This is a genomic window from Halomonas stenophila (assembly GCF_014192275.1).
Taxonomy (GTDB): domain Bacteria; phylum Pseudomonadota; class Gammaproteobacteria; order Pseudomonadales; family Halomonadaceae; genus Halomonas; species Halomonas stenophila.
On the sequence record NZ_JACHXR010000013.1, the window covers coordinates 33,360 to 51,310 of the forward strand.

Annotated in this window: 16 protein-coding genes; 12 read left to right on the forward strand and 4 right to left on the reverse strand. The window is 68.7% G+C overall.

From position 1 onward, the window contains the following. Window positions 1-8: 8 nt before the first annotated feature. Window positions 9-632, forward strand: coding sequence for a methyltransferase domain-containing protein (locus FHR97_RS16945; RefSeq protein WP_183384980.1), 624 nt, complete (start codon window positions 9-11; stop codon window positions 630-632). Between the two features lie 379 nt (window positions 633-1,011). Next, window positions 1,012-1,428 carry a cupin domain-containing protein gene (locus tag FHR97_RS16950; protein ID WP_183384981.1) on the forward strand — a complete coding sequence of 139 codons (417 nt, stop codon included), beginning with the start codon at window positions 1,012-1,014 and terminating at the stop codon, window positions 1,426-1,428. 203 nt (window positions 1,429-1,631) lie between these two features. Here FHR97_RS16950 and FHR97_RS20755 read toward each other — a convergent pair whose 3' ends face one another. Then, window positions 1,632-1,751: a hypothetical protein gene (locus FHR97_RS20755; protein WP_221187840.1), complete on the reverse strand. Its 120-nt coding sequence runs from the start codon at window positions 1,749-1,751 to the stop codon at window positions 1,632-1,634. A 730-nt stretch (window positions 1,752-2,481) separates the two neighbouring features. Here FHR97_RS20755 and FHR97_RS16960 point away from each other — a divergent pair. Further along, window positions 2,482-2,820, forward strand: a complete 339-nt coding sequence (locus FHR97_RS16960) for a GNAT family N-acetyltransferase (RefSeq protein WP_343065619.1) — start codon at window positions 2,482-2,484, stop codon at window positions 2,818-2,820. Window positions 2,821-2,875: 55 nt separating this feature from the next. Here FHR97_RS16960 and FHR97_RS16965 read toward each other — a convergent pair whose 3' ends face one another. Then, window positions 2,876-4,255, reverse strand: a complete 1,380-nt coding sequence (locus FHR97_RS16965) for a sialidase family protein (protein WP_183384982.1) — start codon at window positions 4,253-4,255, stop codon at window positions 2,876-2,878. 358 nt (window positions 4,256-4,613) lie between these two features. On the opposite strand from FHR97_RS16965, the gene FHR97_RS16970 reads away from it, so the two are divergent. After that, window positions 4,614-5,012, forward strand: coding sequence for an NfeD family protein (locus FHR97_RS16970; protein WP_183384983.1), 399 nt, complete (start codon window positions 4,614-4,616; stop codon window positions 5,010-5,012). Window positions 5,013-5,421: 409 nt separating this feature from the next. On the opposite strand, the gene FHR97_RS16975 is transcribed toward FHR97_RS16970, so the two are convergent. Continuing rightward, entirely contained in the window at window positions 5,422-7,248 is a 1,827-nt protein-coding gene (locus FHR97_RS16975) for a PHA/PHB synthase family protein (protein WP_183384984.1), read from the reverse strand. A 280-nt stretch (window positions 7,249-7,528) separates the two neighbouring features. Between FHR97_RS16975 and FHR97_RS16980 the strand changes: the two genes are divergently transcribed. The 3 genes from FHR97_RS16980 to FHR97_RS16990 are packed head-to-tail and all read left to right on the forward strand — an operon-like array spanning window position 7,529 to window position 11,258. Next, complete coding sequence (locus FHR97_RS16980; RefSeq protein WP_183384985.1) at window positions 7,529-8,053, forward strand: (2Fe-2S)-binding protein; 525 nt, start codon at window positions 7,529-7,531, stop codon at window positions 8,051-8,053. Next, the gene (locus FHR97_RS16985) at window positions 8,050-9,048 is read left to right on the forward strand and encodes an FAD binding domain-containing protein (protein ID WP_183384986.1); all 999 of its coding nucleotides are present in this window, start codon (window positions 8,050-8,052) and stop codon (window positions 9,046-9,048) included. Before FHR97_RS16980 ends, FHR97_RS16985 begins: the two co-directional genes overlap by 4 nt. Continuing rightward, window positions 9,045-11,258, forward strand: a complete 2,214-nt coding sequence (locus FHR97_RS16990) for a xanthine dehydrogenase family protein molybdopterin-binding subunit (protein ID WP_183384987.1) — start codon at window positions 9,045-9,047, stop codon at window positions 11,256-11,258. The genes FHR97_RS16985 and FHR97_RS16990 overlap by 4 nt, the downstream gene beginning before the upstream one ends. A gap of 73 nt (window positions 11,259-11,331) precedes the next feature. Here the strand turns inward: FHR97_RS16990 and FHR97_RS16995 are convergent, their stop codons facing one another. Continuing rightward, a complete protein-coding gene (locus tag FHR97_RS16995) occupies window positions 11,332-12,231 on the reverse strand; it encodes an AraC family transcriptional regulator (protein ID WP_183384988.1) in 900 nt (299 codons plus the stop codon). 307 nt (window positions 12,232-12,538) lie between these two features. Here FHR97_RS16995 and FHR97_RS17000 point away from each other — a divergent pair, with 307 nt between their 5' ends. The 5 genes from FHR97_RS17000 to FHR97_RS17020 all read left to right on the forward strand — a co-directional run bounded on the left by FHR97_RS17000 (window position 12,539) and on the right by FHR97_RS17020 (window position 17,934). Beyond that, window positions 12,539-13,537 (forward strand): NADP-dependent oxidoreductase, encoded by a 999-nt coding sequence (locus tag FHR97_RS17000; protein ID WP_183384989.1) that lies wholly within the window; start codon window positions 12,539-12,541, stop codon window positions 13,535-13,537. After that, window positions 13,534-14,160, forward strand: coding sequence for a nucleotidyltransferase family protein (locus FHR97_RS17005; RefSeq protein ID WP_183384990.1), 627 nt, complete (start codon window positions 13,534-13,536; stop codon window positions 14,158-14,160). The genes FHR97_RS17000 and FHR97_RS17005 overlap by 4 nt, the downstream gene beginning before the upstream one ends. A gap of 80 nt (window positions 14,161-14,240) precedes the next feature. After that, window positions 14,241-14,711 carry a 2Fe-2S iron-sulfur cluster-binding protein gene (locus FHR97_RS17010; RefSeq protein WP_183384991.1) on the forward strand — a complete coding sequence of 157 codons (471 nt, stop codon included), beginning with the start codon at window positions 14,241-14,243 and terminating at the stop codon, window positions 14,709-14,711. Next, complete coding sequence (locus tag FHR97_RS17015) at window positions 14,711-16,969, forward strand: xanthine dehydrogenase family protein molybdopterin-binding subunit (protein ID WP_183384992.1); 2,259 nt, start codon at window positions 14,711-14,713, stop codon at window positions 16,967-16,969. Before FHR97_RS17010 ends, FHR97_RS17015 begins: the two co-directional genes overlap by 1 nt. A 2-nt stretch (window positions 16,970-16,971) precedes the next feature. Next, window positions 16,972-17,934, forward strand: coding sequence for an XdhC family protein (locus tag FHR97_RS17020; protein WP_183384993.1), 963 nt, complete (start codon window positions 16,972-16,974; stop codon window positions 17,932-17,934). Window positions 17,935-17,951 lie beyond the last annotated feature (17 nt).

A 17,951-nucleotide genomic window follows, 5' to 3' on the forward strand; every position in this document is an offset into this window, starting at 1 on the left:
ACATAGCGGTGACGAGCCAGACCCACTGGGACGCCATCTACCGGCACAAGGCCCCGGACGAGGTCAGCTGGTACCAGCCCCACCTGGCGACCTCGCTGCGGCTGATCGAGGCGGCGGCACCGGCGCGGGACACGGCCATCATCGACGTGGGCGGCGGGGAATCCACCCTGGTCGACGACCTGCTCGCCCGGGGCTATCGCGATCTCACCGTCCTCGACATCTCCCCCGAGGCGCTGGAGGTGGCCAAGCGCCGCCTCGGCGCCGCCGCCGACCAGGTGACCTGGCAGGCGGCCGACATCACCCGGGACGCCCTGCCGGCGCGACGCTACGGCCTCTGGCACGACCGGGCGGTCTTCCACTTCCTGATCACCCCCGAGCAGCGGGCCGCCTATCTCAACCAGCTGCGCAACAGCCTGATGCCCGGCGGGCACCTGGTCATCGCCACCTTCGGACCGCAAGGCCCCACCCGCTGCAGCGGCCTCGACGTGGTCCGCTACGACGCCGACACCTTGGCCGCTCAGCTCGGCACGGATTTTGAGCTCATGGGCCACCAACGCGAGACGCACCACACGCCGGACGGCAAGCCCCAGTCCTTCCTGTACGCCCACTTCCGGCGCAGCGCCGAAGGCTGAATCCGCGAAGAACCGCGCAACCCCCCTCCCCCATCTCGTTCCACGCCGAACCACCTACCGGGGGCCGATACATTGACATCCGCCCTGCCCTGCACAGCGTTGAAGGCCGCCCACTCACTGACGCCGATCAACCGCTATAGTGGGGCCAAGGATAGTTTGGGATTCCGCCAGGATGAAAACTCAGCTCATGGACAAGCAGGTCTACTGTGCGACGGAAGGACGGCTTTCGACCCAAAGCCGACATGCCGAAAAAGGCAGCAGGCATGTCCATCGGGGATCCTGGACGGCTTGACTATAGTTGTAGCTGAGGGCGTCGCACGTCTCAGCTGCGGCGTTATTGCTGGATCATGCACTGCCCTGAGGGGATAGGAGGACTACGATGAAACTCCTGACGTGGGCGGCTGGTGCCGCCTTGGTGATCGCATCATCATGGGGGGTGGCTCAAGACCTGACGGAAATCGATAAACCCGCTTCGGAGTTGGAAGAGGTGTTGGCACAAGAAATCGAGCTGCCCCCTGGCGCTCAATCTGTGCGAGTGGTCCGGGTGGCGATGGATCCGCACACCGCCGCTGCGTGGCACACCCATCCCAGCCCTGTCTATGTGTATGTCGTCGAAGGAGAGGTGACGCTTGAGGTGGAGGGCGAGACCAAGACGATCAAAGCGGGAGAAGCAGTGGCCGAACCGTTGGATGCCCGGATGCGGGCGCTGAACACGACCGACCAGCCGGCCCACGCGGTGGTGTTTCAGGTCAGCCCGAAGGAGAAGGCGTTCCTGGAGGAGGAAGCGCAAAACTAGAATTAGGATATTGCCGATGATAGATGCTTGGAAGGAGCGCCTACGGGCGCTCCTGCATGAGAGGATGGTGCTGCCCGAGGTCCTAACTCGACGAAGTGATCCCGATGCGATGGATGCTGACATCGTCGGCGTTGAAGCCCACTTCCTGGCTCAGGCGAAGCTCGCTTAGCGCAGCGATGACGCTTAGACGACAACCCTGCCGATCACGGTAACGAATACGCCGACCAAGGAGCCAGTTGTGACGCTAGGCTGCCCCCGGGCGATGCCCCCAGCGCGGTTTGGCCAAAGATGCCGGCAACGATGCCGCCCCAGACGCCGCACACGCCGTGTAACGGCCAGACACCCAGGACATTGTCGAGCCTTTCGATACGGTCTTGGCCCCCCGAATAAGGTAGAGGAAGATGGCGGTGGCCAAACCGCCGGTGATCAGTCTACCGACCTGGTGCATCAGGTCCGAACCGGCACAGACGGCCAACAGCCCCGCGAGTGGGCCATTGTGGATGAAGCTCGGACAACCTTCTTTGGCGTTGACAGCCTACTGCTTTTGGTCCCCTACGCTGCGCTCCCTCAGCCGGCTATCAACAGTGTTGAGGCTGTAGCAAAACCCCGTCCCCGCCCGATAGCATGGGAAAAAGGCAATGGGGAGCCGCTGGCAATCCATGGTTCAAGCCCTATAACTACAACCCCTAACGCCGGCCCAGTACGATTGAGAAGATCAAGACTGAGGCCATTGAGGCCCGAATGATCTCTTAGATCGGTGTCCACGATTGCTGGGTAAGATCATTTTCTGAATGGCCGCTTCTGGCCGAAAATCGCCTTGCAGTCGTCCCTGATGTCCTATCGAGGGATTGGACTTCGCTGGGTGATGAATTTCCGCCCAGCGCTTCGCGCTGGGTAGCGCGCACGCCGAGTCCCGCTTCGCACGACGCCATCTCACACTGGTCTTTCCCCCCAACCGATTCCCGAGGTGCCATGACCATCATCATCCACCCCGAGACCGCAGTGGACGCCCCCGGCATTGAGGCATTGAGGCATTGAGGCATTGAGGCACTGGTGGCCGAGGCGTTCCGGGAGGCTCCGCATGCCAGCCATACCGAGCAGTTCATCGTTGGCGCCTTGCGGCGCGCCGGGGCGCTGACGATCTCCCTGGTCGCCGAGAAGGACGGCACCCTGGTCGGCCAGGTGGCCCTTTCCCCCGTGCCCCTCTCCGATGGGCCCCCCGGCTGGTACGGGCTGGGGCCGGTGGCGGTGATCCCCGCGCGCCAGGGGCAAGGCATCGGCTCGCGGGTGGTGGAGGAAGCGCTGGCACGGTTACACGGGCTCGGGGCCCAGGGTGGCGTGTCCGAGGCCACGGTCACCTTCTACGACAACTACCTGGCGTCCGATACCTGAGCCGGCCAGGGCGAGGGGGAGCGATGACTCCGGCGCTCGAGCCGGTCGCATTCTGTCAGCGTTCGAGGTGGCCGCGAATCAACCGTACCCGACTCGTCTCGCCTGGCTGAAAGGTACTGTTGACCACGGCAATGTCCCCGGCATCGTTGACGGCCAGCTTGCGCATCAACATCCCCTGCAGGCTGCCATTGAATCCTGGATCCGACGCCCCGCTGTGCGACACGATCTCCGGCGCAGCGAAGTGCTCACCACTGTCCGTGGAATGCGTCATGCCGAGCCCTCGGGAGCGGCGGCCCGGACGGGGGAACAACTCCCAGAGCACGTACAGGTCAGCGCCCGAAACCGCCAGAGACAGAAAGCCGACGCTGGCGAACCGTTCGCCATGCGCGCTGGAAATGTCCTCCGGTGCGCGGAAGCGTTCGCCGGCGCGTGCCTGCGTGTAGCGAATATGCGCCTGTTGCCAGGGGCCATCCGGACTTTCGGCGTACACCAGATGCACGATGCCGTCGCCGTCCACCGCGAGTGTCGGCGCGTCCGCATGGCCACCGGTCGCGTCCAGGGTACGGGGCGGATCGAATGACTCGCCCCGGCTGTCGGAAACCGTGTAGCGAATGTCGGCCGCCGGATCCTCGCCGACGGTCCATGCCAGATGTACCCGTCCGTCACCGTCCACGGCGATACTCGGCGCGCGAGCGGGGAGATCGCCACTACCGGCGATGTGCTTTGGCATCGAGAAGGTGTGACCGCCATCGCGGGAACGGCTGATTCGCAGCCTGCCTTCATACTCCGTCCAGGCCGCCCAGAGCTCTCCGTCGGGCCCTTCCGCCAGATCCAGGCTACCGTTGTCCCAGCGCCGGGTGGTCAGCCGTCCCTTGCCCGCGCCATTCTGCGTGTTGGAGAGATTGATCGGCGCACTGAACGTCTCGCCGCCGTCTTGCGAACGGGCGAACAGGATCTCGCCACCGTGAGTGCCACCAGAGAAGATGATCTCCTGCCAGAGCACGTAAACGCTGTCCGGTTCATTGGTGGCCATGACCACGCGCGGGAGCCAGGAGAACGTATCGGCGCTGCGCGATACGTTGGTGGGGGCAGCGAGTTGCGGCTCTCCGTCGCGGTCGTAGCGCTGCAAGAACACATTCTGCCGCGCCTGGTCGACCCAGGCGACCGCTGCCATGCCGTCCTCGCGCAACGCGACCGAAGGGTCGTCCACATAGCGGAAATCCGATTCGTTCATGCGCCAGGGGCCCATATGGGCCTCTCCGGTGGCCACTTCCAGGACATCGTGCCAGACGATGTCGGTGTCTTGCCTGGACTCGGCCACCGGCGACAGGATCTCCAGCATCAGCGCGATGACGGCGCCAGCGATGGCCGGCACTGTTCCCCGGCCACGCGAAGACGAAACCACCGCCCGACGCGGATTCTGGTACTCCTGCATCGTGGCTTCCCCGGCATGGAGTCAAGGACTGTGACGTCCACTCAAGTGTAGCCATGGCGTTGCCCCGGTCTATTCATGAGGACAGGCGCCCAGGCTTCGTTCCGGCAAGGCTCGCCCCTGAACCGGCACCATGGGCAGCCCTTCGTCGATTCCGACCCGAGGCTGATCTTCCGGAACATGTTGCGGCGCCTGCATCCGCATCATGCTGGAAAACTATACTTAATTTTCAGGATGTTCATAGGGTTATGGTCGATACCCTGTGCTCGTTCATTGACTCGAACGTGCAGGCACGATAAGCAAACAAGGAAGTGTGCAGTCTAATCATCGTTCAGCATCACCATGCCGGAGTGGCATTTCAATGCGCTTCCTCCCGAACATCGTCCCCTTCGTCGTTGTGCTCGGCGTGGCCGCCGCGCTGGTGCTCTCGGAAGTCCCGGCCTTGCAGATGGGCGGCGTGATTCTCTTGCCAGCATTCCTGCTCATCAGTTACGCGGCGGATTGGTTCGCGGCCTGGAGCAATGAGCGGCATGTGGAACAGCGACCGGACCTGCTCAGGAACGACGCGATCGGAGAGCGGGTCAGAGCTCGGGGCCGCTTCGAGATTCGGGATGGCATGGCGACGGGGTTGGTAACGCTCAACGGGGAGCAATGGAAGGCGTATTGTCCCGATCATGTGCCGGAGGATGGCGAGCTTTTGACGGTGCAGCGCCGGGAGGGGCTCACGCTATACGTTCAGTCTCAAGGCAGAGACGCCTGACCGGCTGATTCCCCCCTGTTTTTCTATCAGCTTGCACTGAACATCTGCTCATGGCCGATTCCTGTCTGTCAGGCAACCATGAAAAGCATGCGCGGTGCCCCTATTATGCTAGGCATCCAATGTGCTCGCGACAGCGGAGGAAATGATGGCCTTCCACAATCCGAATCCGAAAATTCGGGCCCTGGAGCAGCGCAATGCCCGATTGCGGGCCGCTCTGTTTGCCAGGCTGTTTGGAGGTGCGTGGCGTAGACTGCGCAAGGGCGCCCTGCGACTGTCGAGGGGGCGATACCGCCGACGTCGCCATGGGCCTCGGTCCTGACCAACGGCCTGCCCTCAGCAGTGCTCTTGGCGGAAGAAGGGGGCGCGGTGTGCGGGTAGCGCTTCTCGCCACCCTCGCGCCACTGGCCTCTCACCCGCCGGACGGACTCGCGTCGTCGACCCGCACCCGGACATAGGACCCCGGCGCCTCCTCGAGAGGCGGGAAGCGGCGGCTGCCGGGCTCGCGGGCCGCCACCTGGCCGCCGGCGTGACGCTGGAGCCAGTGGCGCCATTCCGGCCACCAGGAGCCCGGGTGGTGGGTGGCCGAGGCCAGCCAGCGCTCGGGGTCTTTCGGCAGGCGGCCATAGCTCCAGTAGCCGTATTTCGAGGAGCCGGCCGGGTTGATGACGCCGGCGATATGCCCGGACCCGCCGAGCAGGAAGCGGGCTTGCTTGCCCAGCAGGTGCGCGCCGCGGTAACTGGACTGCCAGGGGGCGATGTGATCCTTCTCGGTCGCCACGAAGAACGTCGGGATGCGCACCTTGCCCAGATCGATGGCTTGCCCCGCCAGGGAAATGCCTCCGGGTTCGGCGAGGCGGTTCTCCAGATACATGTTGCGCAGGTAGAAGCTCTGCATGCGCCGCGGCATGCGGGTGGAGTCGGAATTCCAGTAGAGCAGGTCGAAGGCCTGGGGGACGCGGCCAAGCAGGTAGTTGTTGATCACGAATCCCCAGATCAGGTCGGCGGATTGCAGCAGGTTGAAGGCGTTGGCCAGGTGCGTGCCCTCCAGATAGCCGCGCTGAGCCATGTGCTGCTCCATGTAGCGGATCTGCTCCTCGTCGATGAACACCTCCAGCGGGCCCACCTCGCCGAAGTCGAGCAGGGTGGTGAAGAAGGTGGCACTGTGCACCCGCTCATCGCCTCGCGCGGCCTGATGTGCCAGGGTGCTGGCCAGCAGGGTGCCGCCGATGCAGTAGCCGATGGTGTTGAGCGTCTCCTCGCCGGTGATTTCCGCCATCACCTCCATGGCCTTGAGGGTGCCCTGGGTGAGGTAGTCGTCGAAGGCCACCTCGGCATAGCGTTCATCCGGGTTGACCCAGGAGATCACGAAGACGGTGATCCCCTGCTCCACGGCCCAGCGGATGAAGGAGCGCTGCGGGGTCAGGTCCAGGATGTAGAACTTGTTGATCCAGGGCGGGACGATCAGCAGCGGCCGGCGGTCGACCTCCTCGGTGGTCGGTGCATACTGGATGAGCTGCATCAGCTCATTCTGGTAGATGACCTGGCCCGGGGTCACCGCGAGGTTCTTGCCCAGCTCCAGCTCGGCCGAATCGCTCTGCTTGATGCGCAACAAGCCCTCCCCCCGGGCCAGGTCCTCCATCAGGTTGGCCAGGCCCTGCAGCAGGTTGGCGCCGCCGGTGCGCACCGTGGCCTCGATCACCTCGGGGTTGGTGAGGGCATAGTTGCTGGGAGCGAGGGCGTCCATCAGCTGACGGGCATAGAACTCGACCTTCACCCGCTCGTCGTGGTCCAGTTCCTCGGTGACCTCATGCACCCCCTTCAACCACTGCTCGGCGGTCAGTTGGTAGGCCTGGCGGAGCGCGTCGAAGAAGAGGTTCTCCTCCCAGCCCTTACCCTTGAAGCGCCGGTCTCGCGGGTCGGGCGCGGCGGCCGGTGATGGCGCCTCGCCAGACAGGCGCCGCGCGGTGTTCTGCCAGAGTGCCGCATAGCCCTGCCAGAGTTGTTGCTGGAGCTCCAGGGCCTGCTGCGGATGGAAGAGAAACTGCTGGCTCAGGCGGGTGAGCGCCTTGGCCGCGACCGCCGGGTCGGGCAGGGTGAAGAAGTCCCCGCGCGCCTGGCGCTCGAGCCAGCCCTGCCAGGCCCGGGACGACCCGCTCGACAATCGCTCGAGGGTCTCGGCATAGCGCCGTGCCAGCTCGTCGGGTGGCTTCGAAGACGACGGTTTCCGGTCACTCATGGCCTTGCCCCTTGGTGAGTACTGCTCGATGGCGGCATCGTCCGACCTATGCCGGAGGCAGGCCGACGAACCAGGGCTGATGTGCTGCCCCCTCTGCCGCAACCTACCGTTTCAGTATCGTCGGGACCGGGTGAGACGCAACCGGCTAGGGTGGCGGCGCCCGGTCGCCTTGTCGCTTCCGGCTGGCTCACCTAGCTTGAGAGTCAATCGCCGTGCGCCACGGCCCGGCTCACCGGGAGCGGCCGGAGCGCGACGTGCCGATACCCGACGAGGAGCCGGCATGATGGAAACGACCGAGCATTCCCCCGAGGCTGCGGTGTCCGTCCACCTGACGCTGAATGGTGTCCCGGTCACCGCCGAGGTCTCCCCCAACGCCATCCTGCTCGACGTGCTGCGTGAGCAGCTGGGCCTGACCGGCACCAAGAAGGGCTGCGATCACGGCCAATGCGGGGCCTGCACGGTGCACGTCGAGGGCCGGGCAATGAACGCCTGCCTGCGCCTGGCCGTGATGTGCGAGGGCCAGGCCATCACCACCATCGAGGGGCTGGCCGAGGGGGGCCGCCTGCACCCGGTCCAGCAAGCCTTCCTCGACCATGATGCCTTCCAGTGCGGCTACTGCAGCCCGGGGCAGATCATGTCCGCCGTGGCGCTGCTCGAGGACCGCCGTGTCCCCGGCGACGTCACCACGGTACGCGAGGCGATGAGCGGCAACCTCTGCCGTTGCGGCGCCTACCAGAACATCCTCGCGGCGATCCAGGATGCCCGCCTGCGCCGGCACGGCCAGGAGGGAGGAGACGACGCATGAGGACCTTCGCCTTCGCCCGGGCCGACAGCGTCGCACGCGCGGTGGAGAGTCAGCAGGGCGACCCGGCCAGCGCCTTCGTGGCCGGCGGCACCACCCTGCTCGACCTGGTCAAGCTCGACGTCATGCGGCCGTCCCGGGTCATCGACATCAACGCCCTGCCGCTGAACACGGTCGAACGCCTGCCCGATGACCGCCTGCGCATCGGCGCCCTGGTGACCAATACCGACCTCGCCTACCACCCGGACGTGCTCGCCGATCACCCCCTGCTGTCCCAGGCGATCCTGGCCGGCGCCTCGAGCCAGGTGCGCAACATGGCCACTACCGGCGGCAACCTCATGCAACGCACCCGCTGTCCCTACTTCCGCGACGCGGCGGCAGCCTGCAACAAGCGCGAGCCGGGCAGCGGCTGCGACGCCCTGCACGGCGTCAACCGCATGCACGCCGTGCTCGGCGGCAGCAGCGAGTGCGTGGCGGTACACCCCTCCGACATGTGCGTGGCCCTGGCCGCCATCGGCGCCACCCTCACCCTGCACGGCCCGCGCGGCGAGCGCGAGATCGAGTTCGCCGACTTCCACCGGCTGCCGGGCACGACGCCGTATCTCGAACACGACCTCGACAACGAGCTGATCGTCGCCGTCACCCTGGCGCCGCCGCTCGTGCCACTGGGCGCGGCCTACGTCAAGCTGCGCGATCGTGCCGCCTACGAGTTCGCCCTGGCCTCCGCCGGGGCCATGCTGTCGCTGGACGAGGAGCTGATCGGCGAGGCGCGCCTGGCACTGGGCGGCGTGGCCACCAAGCCCTGGCGCTGCCGTGAGGCCGAGGCGTCCCTGGCGGGCAAGCGGGCCGACACCGCCGCCTTCGAGGCGGCGGCGGACCTCGCCCTGGCCGATGCCCGGCCGCTCTCCCACAACGCCTTCAAGATTCCGCTGGCGCGCCAGGCCATCGTGCGGGCGCTGCGCGACGCCGCCCGGCGCGCCAGGGAGGACGACGCATGACCGCCATCCCCGAGCATCACGTCGTCGGCCGGCGCACGCCGCGTGTCGACGGCGAAGACAAGCTGACCGGCCGCGCCGACTACACCGTCGACCATCGCCTCGAGGACATGCTCTACGGCTATCCGGTGCCGGCGAGCATCGCCCATGGCACGCTCGAATCGCTGACGCTCGACGCCGCCCGCGCCATGCCCGGCGTGGTGGACATCCTCCACCACGGGCACTTCCCGGACCTGCATCGCTCGCCCAACAGCCTGCGCCAGGGTGACGCGGTCAGCGAGGTCCGCCTGCCCTTCGAGGACGACCGTATCCATTATCACGGCCAGTACATCGCCCTGGTGGTGGCGGAGACCTTCGAGCAGGCGCGGGCCGCTGCCTTCCGCGTGAAGGCGCGCTACCATCGGGACGCGGGGGTCGTGACCGGTCTGGCGGCCAGCGACGACACGGGCGAGGAGGTCGGCCACTACATGCGCGGCGAGCCCGAGCTGGCCTTCGGCATCGCCCCGGTGATCCTCGACGAGACCTACACCATCGCCGCCGAGAGCCACCTGCAGCTGGAACCGCACGCCACCCTGGCCGAGTGGCGCGACGCGGACCAGCACCTGATCGTCCACGAATCGACCCAGGGCGTCTTCTACCAGCGCAACGCCCTGGCGCGCATCTTCGACCTGCCGCCGGAGCGGGTCGAGGTGATCTCGCACTACATCGGCTCGGGCTTCGGCAACAAGCTGTTCATGTGGCCGCATGCCGTGGCCACCGCCGCGGCCGCGCGGTGGCTCGGCCGGCCGGTCAAGACGGTGCTGCCCCGCCAGCAGGACATGATGACCACCGGCCACCGCCCCGCCTCGCGCCAGCGCATCCGCCTCGGCGCCGAGTTCGACGGCAGCCTGGCCTCGATCCAGCACGACAGCCTCACCGAGACCTCCACCGTCGACCGCTATGTCGATGCCTGCGGGGGCGCCACGCCCAGCGCCTATGCCTGCGACAGTGTCGCCACCCACCAGCGCATCCTGCCGGTCCATCACGGCACCCCCTGTCCGATGCGCGCCCCGGGCGAGGTGTCCGGTGTGTTCGCGCTGGAGAGCGCCATCGACGAGCTGGCCGTGGCCCTCGACATGGACCCGCTGGCCCTGCGCCTGAAGAACTACGCCCACCAGGACCCCCAGCGCGGCCTGCCGTGGTCGAGCAAGCACCTCGACCGCTGCCTGGAAAGCGCGGCGGAGCGGTTCGGCTGGGCCTCGCGGGACCCGCGGATCGGCAGCATGGGCGACGGCGACGAGATCATCGGCCAGGGCATGGCCTCGGCCACCTGGTTCGCCGGGCGCCAGCCCTGTGCGGCCCGGGTGACGCTGCGCGCCGATGGCTCGGTGTTCGCGGCCTGCGGCACCCAGGACATCGGCACCGGCACCTACACCATCGTCGCCCAGACGGTGGCCGAACTCACCGGCGTACCGGTCGGGCGCGTCGAGGTCCGGCTGGGCGAGACCCGCCTCCCCGCCGGCCCCCTCTCCGGCGGCTCGATGACCACCGCCTCCACGCTGCCGGCCGTCGCCGCCGCCACACGCGATGCCCTGGCCGCCCTCCAGGAGGTCGCCACCGGGCCGGGGGGCGACTTCGATGGACTCTACCCCGCCTCCCTGGGGGTCGAAGCCGGGGCGCTGGTGGCCGAGGGCCGGCGAGTGAACTTCGCCGAGATCCTCGCGCGCCACCGCCTCTCCGGCGTCACCGGCGAGGGCAGCACCGCGCCTGGGGACGAACGCCAGGCGTACAGCTTCCGCTCCTTCGGCGCCCACTTCGTCGAGGTGCGCTGGGACCCGGGCATCTCCCGGCTGCGGGTGGCCCGGGTGGTCAGCAGCATCGACGTCGGCCGGGCCATCAACCCCGTCGCGGCACGCAACCAGGTGGAGGGCGCGATCGTGATGGGCATCGGCATGGGGCTGCTCGAGGGGCTCGACTACGACCCGCGGGACGCCCGGCTGATCAACGCCAACGCCTCCGACTACCGCATCCCGGTGCATGCCGACATGCCCGAGCTCGATGTCGAGCTGCTCGACTATCCCGACTACCGCTTCAACGAGTTCGGCGCCCGCGGCATCGGCGAGATCGGCCTGACCGGGGTCGCGGCGGCCATCGCCAACGCCGTCTACCACGCCACCGGCAAGCGCCTGCGCGACCTCCCGATCACCGTGGAGACGCTGGTGTCGCCGGACTGAGGGATAAAGACCGTGTCTTCGGCGTCCAGGGACTGGGCAGCGTCGTTACCCGCCCCCCGAGGCCTCCGCGGCCTCACGGCGCTTGCAGCACGCGTTCCTCCTGGCGATGCTGCAGCGGTGACACTCCGAAACAGCGCTTATAGTCGCGGCTGAACTGCGAGACGCTGCGATAGCCCACCGCCTCGGCGGCCTGGTTCACGTTGCACTCCTCCTGGACGAGCAACTGCTGCGCCTTGATCAGCCGTAGCCGCTTCAGGTACTGCAGCGGCGAGGCCTGAGTGACCTGCTTGAAGTGCTGATGGAAGGTCGAGGGGCTCATGTTGGCCTGGCGGGCCAGGGCCTCCACCGAGACCTCCTCCGCGTAGTGGGCATGCAGCCGCGACAACACCTGGACGATCCGCGAGTAGTGCCCCTGATGCAGTACCAGGGCGCGCAGCGCCGGCCCCTGCTGGCCCTTCAGCGCCTCGAACACCACGTCTCGCACCCGAAGCCCCCCCATGGCGGCGGTCTCGGCGGGGTCGTGCAGCATCCGCAGTAGCCGCTCCACCGCTCCCTGCATGCCGTCGGTCATCGACACCGAGGCCATGGGCACGGGGGCCTCTTCGGCGTCCCCGCCGCGCTCGACCATGGCCGTCACCAACTCGCCGAGCAGCGCCGGTTCGAGGCGTATCGACACCCCCAACAGCGGAGACTCGGCCGAGGCATGGGTCTCGCACTCGAAGGGCAGCGGCAATGTCTGCACCAGATACTGGCCGGGGCCGTAATGAATCTCGCGGTCGCCGAGAAAACCGATCTTGTAGCCCTGGGCGACGATGATCAGGCTCGGCTCGTATATCAACGGCGTGCGCGCGCAGGGCCGATGCGACGCGACCAGCGACACCGCCGGCAACGACGTCGGCGTGAAGCCATCGCGCGCGACCAGGGGAGCCATCAGCTCGACCAGCGGACATGAGAGGGCTTGTGTGACTTGCATCCTGGGCTCCATGACTCGGGATGGGACGATTATGACGATTTTCTCCACCCGTCGGGCGATCGGTCCCTGACTTTCGCAGGAATGGGCAAAAACCCCGGAGGAACGTCGGTCCCAGGCGGCCGCCTGCCATCCCATACTGTCAGCGTCCCCGATCCGCATGCCTCACACGAAGAGGAGCACCACACCATGAGCCAGACCCGTGCCTATGCGGCCCACGCCGCCGACCAGCCCCGCCCCGATTGGCGGGCGGCGACGACGATGACCTAGGCTGAGCTACCGCCGGCCAACTCCAGGAGGGAAACACTCCATGCAGTCACGCTACTTCACCATCAACGACCATCCCCGGGGCACCCCGGAACGCGCCTTGTTCGAGCTCCACGAGCGCGAGCTGCCGGCACTGGCCGACGGCGAGGCGCGGGTGCGCAATACCTGGCTCTCGGTGGACCCCTACATGCGTGGCCGCATGAGCGGGGTGACCACCTACATCGAGCCCTTCGCGCTGAACGCGCCGCTGGAGGGCGCCGCCATCGGCGAGGTGATCGAGTCCCGCGATGCGGCCTTTCCGGTAGGCACCCGGGTGCGTCATATGGCCGGCTGGCGCGATGTCGCCCAGTTGCCCGGCGCCGAGCTCGAACCACTGCCCGACTTCAAGGTGCCCGAGCAGGCCTACCTGGGCGTGCTGGGTATGCCGGGCATGACCGCCTGGACCGGCCTGAACCGCATCGCCGAGATGCAGGATGGCGACAACGTGCTGGTCAGCGGCGCCGCCGGCGCGGTGGGCTCGCTGGCCGTGCAGCTGGCCAAGGCCAAAGGCGGCACCGTGGTCGGCATCGCCGGCTCCCGGGACAAGCTGGACTGGCTCGAGTCCCGGGGCGTCAAGGCGGTCGGCTACAAGGGCAAGGATGCCGCCGAGCTCACCGAGGCGCTGCAGGAGGCCTGCCCCGAGGGCTTCGACGTCTACTACGAGAACGTCGGCGGGATCTGCCTGGAGGCGGCCCTGAACACCTTGCGCGTCGGCGCACGCATCGCCGTGTGCGGCATGATCGCCCGCTACAACGAGGCCACCCCCAGCGCCGGCCCCGGCAACCTGGCGATGATCCTGATCCGCCGCGCCCGCATGGAGGGCTTCATCGTCTTCGACCACTGGAGCCACTACCCGGAATTCCTCGAGGAGGTCGGCCCGCAGGTCGAGAGTGGCCGACTCGACTACGAGGAAACCGTGGAGGAAGGCCTCGAGCGCACGCCCGACGCCTTCCTCAAGCTCTTCGAGGGCGCCAACCGCGGCAAGATGCTGGTCCGGCCATGAGCACGCCCGGCCGGGGCGACCCCCGGGACGTGGTGGCGGTGATCCTGGCCGCCGGGGCGTCCCGGCGCTTCGGCAGCGAGGACAAGCGCCGGGCCCGGCTGCCGGATGGCCAGCCCCTGCTGGCCACCGCGGTGGCCAACGCGGCGGCGGCCTTTCCCCGGCTGCGCGTGGTGCTCCGCGACGAGGACGACCCCGTCGCCCTGGGGCTGGCAGCCGACACGCCCATCATCCGGGCGCCCCATGCCCGCGAGGGGCTCGGCGCGAGCCTCGCCGACGCCTTCGCCGGCCTGGCAGGCGACCCCGCCCTGGTGGATACCGTGGCCGCGGCGGTGCTGCTCGGCGATATGCCGGCCCTCGCGCCCGGGACGCTGGAAGAACTGCGGGACCGCGCCGCGCGGGCGCGCATCGTCCGCCCCCGCCACGCCGGCCGGCCGGGCCACCCGGTGCTGTTCGGCCGCGCGTTCTGGGGCGAACTGACCGCCCTGGCAGGCGACGGGGGCGCCCGCGGCATCCTCGCCCGCCACCGCGCTCACTGCCACGAACTGGAGGTGAGCGACCCCGGCATCCACGTCGATATCGACGTGGCCGCAGACCTGGCCGCCCTGCCGCCGTGCTCTCCCTGAAGGCCGACGGCCTGGACCGCCCCCCGAAGACGGCGACTACACTCCCGAAGTGATCGCCGGGAAAGACAAGGAGAACGACCGTGACCACCCTGACCATCAACGGGCAGCCCCACGAGGTGGATGCCCCGGATGACATGCCCCTGCTGTGGGCGATCCGCGATCTCGTCGGCTACACCGGCACCAAGTACGGCTGCGGTCGCGGCCTGTGCGGCGCCTGCACGGTGCACCTGGACGGCCAGCCGACCCGCAGCTGCATCACGCCCCTCTCCGCGGTGGGGCAGCGCGAGATCACCACCATCGAGGCCATCGCCGAGGACGCCACCGGCGCCAGCGTGCAGCAGGCCTGGCGCGAGCTGGAGGTGGTCCAGTGCGGCTACTGCCAGTCGGGCCAGATCATGGCGGCCACCGCGCTGCTGCGCGACAACCCGGCGCCGGACGACGCCGCCATCGACGGCGCCATGCGCGGCAACCTCTGCCGCTGCGCCACCTATGTACGGATACGTGCCGCCATCCACGCGGCGGCGGAATCGCTTGGCCAGGAGGAGACCTGATGCACGTATTGGCGAATCGCGACAATGACAAGGCCCCCGCGGCGCAGCCTCGACTGGTGCATGTCAGCCGGCGCGGCTTCATGAAGGGCACCGCGGGGCTCGCCCTGGGCCTCTACATGGCCCCCCTGCTGGGTCGCGGCGGCCGGGCCCTGGCGGCCGACGAGAACGGCGAGTTCGCCCCCAACGCCTTCCTGCGCGTGACGCCGGACGGCGAGGTGGTGGTGATCGCCAAGCACCTGGAGATGGGACAAGGCACCTACACCGGGCTGGCGACCCTGGTCGCCGAGGAACTGGACGCCGACTGGGCGTCGGTGCGCGTCGAGGGCGCCCCGGCCGACCCCCAGCGCTACCAGAACCTGATGTTCGGCATCCAGGGCACCGGGGGCAGCACCTCCATCGCCAACGCCTTCGAGCAGATGCGCCGGGCCGGCGCCACGGCGCGCGCCATGCTGGTGACGGCCGCCGCCGAGCGGCTCGAGGTATCGCCCGCGAGCCTGAGCGTGCGCGAGGGCAAGGTCATCCACGAGGCCTCCGGGCGCGAGCTCGGTTTCGCCGAGCTGGCCGAGGCCGCCGCCGGCTTGCCGGTGCCCGACGAGGTCACGCTGAAATCCCCCGGGCAGTTCACGCTGATCGGCAAACAGCACCTGCCCCGCCAGGACGGCCCCGCCAAGACCGACGGCAGCGCCCGCTTCACCCAGGACGTGCAGCTGGACGGCATGCTGATCGCCGTGCCGGCCCATCCGCCGCGCTTCGGCAGCCGGCTGGCCAGCGTCGACGACGCCGAGGCGCTGAAGGTACCCGGCGTGGTGGCCAGCGTTCGCTTCTCCTCCCCGACCCGCGACGGCGACCTGGTCGCGGTGCTGGCGAGCAACACCTGGGCCGCCATCCAGGGGCGCGATGCCCTGTCGCTCGAGTGGGACGACGCCCAGGCCTTCACCCTGAGCAGTGACGAGATCGAGGCCGCCTATCGCGAGCGCGCCGGCACCCCCGGCGAGCCGGTCACCCGGCGTGGCGACGCCGCCAAGGCGCTGGAGACCGCGGCCCAGGTCATCGAGGCCGACTACGTGGTGCCCTACCTGGCCCATGCCGCCATGGAGCCGCTCAACTGCGTGGTGGACCTGCAGCACGACCACTGCACCATCCACAACGGCGAGCAGTGGCAGACCATGGATCAGCAGCTGGTCGGCAAGCTGCTCGGCCTGGCCCCGGAGAAGATCACCATCCACCAGCTCTACGCCGGGGGCAGCTTCGGCCGGCGCGCCAACCCGGTCAGCGACTACGTGCTGGAGGCAGCGGCGATCGCCAAGGCCGCCCGCGCCCAGGGACGGGACGTGCCGATCAAGATGGTCTGGACCCGCGAGGACGACACCCGCGGCGGCCACTATCGCCCGCTCAATGTCCATCGCGCCCGCCTCGGCCTGGATGACGACGGCAAGCTCACGGCCTGGCACCAGCGCCTGGTCGGCCAGTCGATCATGGCCGGCACCCCGATGGAGTCGATGATGGTCGAGGACGGCATCGACCCCACCTCCGTGGAGGGCGCCTCCAACCTGCCCTATGCGGTGCCGGCTCTCCACGTCGAGCTGCACACCCCGCGCGATATCGGCGTGCCGGTGCAGTGGTGGCGCTCCGTGGGCCATACCCACACCGCCTTCTCCACCGAGAGCCTGATCGACGAGGCCGCGGTGGCAGCGGGCCAGGACCCCTACCGCTACCGCCGCGAGCTGCTGGCGGATCAGCCCCGCTGGCGCGGCGTGCTCGACCTGGCCGCCGAGCAGGCCGGCTGGACATCGCCGCTCGAACCGGGCACAGAGGGCGTGCGCCGCGGCCGCGGCATCGCCGTCCACAAGTCCTTCAGCAGCTATGTGGCCCAGGTGGCGGAGGTATCGGTCGATGCCGATAACGCCCTCAGGGTGAATCGCGTGGTCTGCGCCGTGGACTGCGGGCTGGCCGTCAACCCGGACATGATCCGCGCCCAGATGGAGGGCGGCATCGGCTTCGCCCTGGCAGCCGCCCTGCACAGCGAGATCACCCTCGACGGGGGCCGGGTGGTACAGTCCAACTTCAACGACTTCCAGGTCCTGCGCCTCGACGAGATGCCGGAGATCGAGGTGCATATCGTGGCCTCCGAGGCGGCGCCGACCGGCGTCGGCGAGCCCGGCGTGCCCCCGCTGGCCGCGGCGGTGACCAACGCCATCCACGCCGCCACCGGCCAGCGCATCCGCCGCCTGCCGATCGCCGACCAGCTCGAGGCCTGACCATGCAGGCCCTGGATCTGGAAGTCGTCGAGGCCGCCCGTCGCTGGCATGCCGAGGGACACGCGCTCTGGTGGTGCACGGTGCTGTCGACCTTCGGTTCCGCGCCCCGCGAGCCGGGCGCCCTGCTGGTCGCCCGGGCCGATGGCCGGCATGTCGGCTCCCTGTCGGGCGGCTGCGTGGAGGAGGACTTCCTGACGCGCCTGGCCGCCGGGGCCTTCCAGGCCCCGGCCGAGGTCATCGCCTATGGGGAGGGCGCGGGGGCGATCGACGCCAGCGGGGTGAGCCTGCCCTGTGGCGGGCGTCTCGAGGTGCTGGTGGAACGCTGGCCCGCCGACGCCCGGGCATCCCGCGAGCTGGAGGCGTACGCCGAGGCCCTGAGGGACGCCGACCTGATGGAGCGCCGGGTGCCGCTCGACGGCGGCCAGTGCCGCTGGAAACTCGCCGATGCCCCGGGCCCCCGGGTCGAACGCCAGGCGGGAGCGGTGCGGATCCGGGTCGGCCCCGTGGCACGGCTGGTGATCGCGGGGATCTCGCCGGTCAGCCAGTACTGCGCCCAGTTCGCCCAGGCGCTGGGCTTCGAGGTGGTGGTCTGCGATCCCCGTGCCGAGGCCTGGGACGACTTCGCCCCCGGCGAGGCCCGCTGCCGGCGCGAGCTGCCCAGCGAGTACCTCCGGCGCCACCCCGCCCACGCGATGACCGCGGTGGTGGCCCTGACCCATGACCCTCGCCTGGACGACCTCACCATGATCGAGGCCGTCCGGGGCTCGGCCTTCTACATCGGCGTCATGGGCTCGAAGCGCACCTCGGCGAACCGCGCCGAGCGGCTGCGGCGCAGCGGCGGCCTGGACGACGAGGCGCTGGGGCGCATCCGCATGCCGATCGGCCTGGACCTGGGCAGCAAGACGCCGGCCGAGATCGCCCTGGCGACGCTGGCCGATGTGGTGCGGGTGATGCGCGGGCGCTGATTCAACTGCCACACGAC

What these genes read in the sequence shown, in the direction of transcription:
- FHR97_RS16950 (WP_183384981.1), top strand. Translation starts at nt 1,012, where the DNA reads ATGAAACTCCTGACGTGGGCGGCTGGTGCCGCCTTGGTGATCGCATCA.
- FHR97_RS16965 (WP_183384982.1), bottom strand. Translation starts at nt 4,255, where the DNA reads ATGCAGGAGTACCAGAATCCGCGTCGGGCGGTGGTTTCGTCTTCGCGT.
- FHR97_RS16970 (WP_183384983.1), top strand. Translation starts at nt 4,614, where the DNA reads ATGCGCTTCCTCCCGAACATCGTCCCCTTCGTCGTTGTGCTCGGCGTG.
- FHR97_RS16975 (WP_183384984.1), bottom strand. Translation starts at nt 7,248, where the DNA reads ATGAGTGACCGGAAACCGTCGTCTTCGAAGCCACCCGACGAGCTGGCA.
- FHR97_RS16980 (WP_183384985.1), top strand. Translation starts at nt 7,529, where the DNA reads ATGATGGAAACGACCGAGCATTCCCCCGAGGCTGCGGTGTCCGTCCAC.
- FHR97_RS16985 (WP_183384986.1), top strand. Translation starts at nt 8,050, where the DNA reads ATGAGGACCTTCGCCTTCGCCCGGGCCGACAGCGTCGCACGCGCGGTG.
- FHR97_RS16990 (WP_183384987.1), top strand. Translation starts at nt 9,045, where the DNA reads ATGACCGCCATCCCCGAGCATCACGTCGTCGGCCGGCGCACGCCGCGT.
- FHR97_RS16995 (WP_183384988.1), bottom strand. Translation starts at nt 12,231, where the DNA reads ATGCAAGTCACACAAGCCCTCTCATGTCCGCTGGTCGAGCTGATGGCT.
- FHR97_RS17000 (WP_183384989.1), top strand. Translation starts at nt 12,539, where the DNA reads ATGCAGTCACGCTACTTCACCATCAACGACCATCCCCGGGGCACCCCG.
- FHR97_RS17005 (WP_183384990.1), top strand. Translation starts at nt 13,534, where the DNA reads ATGAGCACGCCCGGCCGGGGCGACCCCCGGGACGTGGTGGCGGTGATC.
- FHR97_RS17015 (WP_183384992.1), top strand. Translation starts at nt 14,711, where the DNA reads ATGCACGTATTGGCGAATCGCGACAATGACAAGGCCCCCGCGGCGCAG.
- FHR97_RS17020 (WP_183384993.1), top strand. Translation starts at nt 16,972, where the DNA reads ATGCAGGCCCTGGATCTGGAAGTCGTCGAGGCCGCCCGTCGCTGGCAT.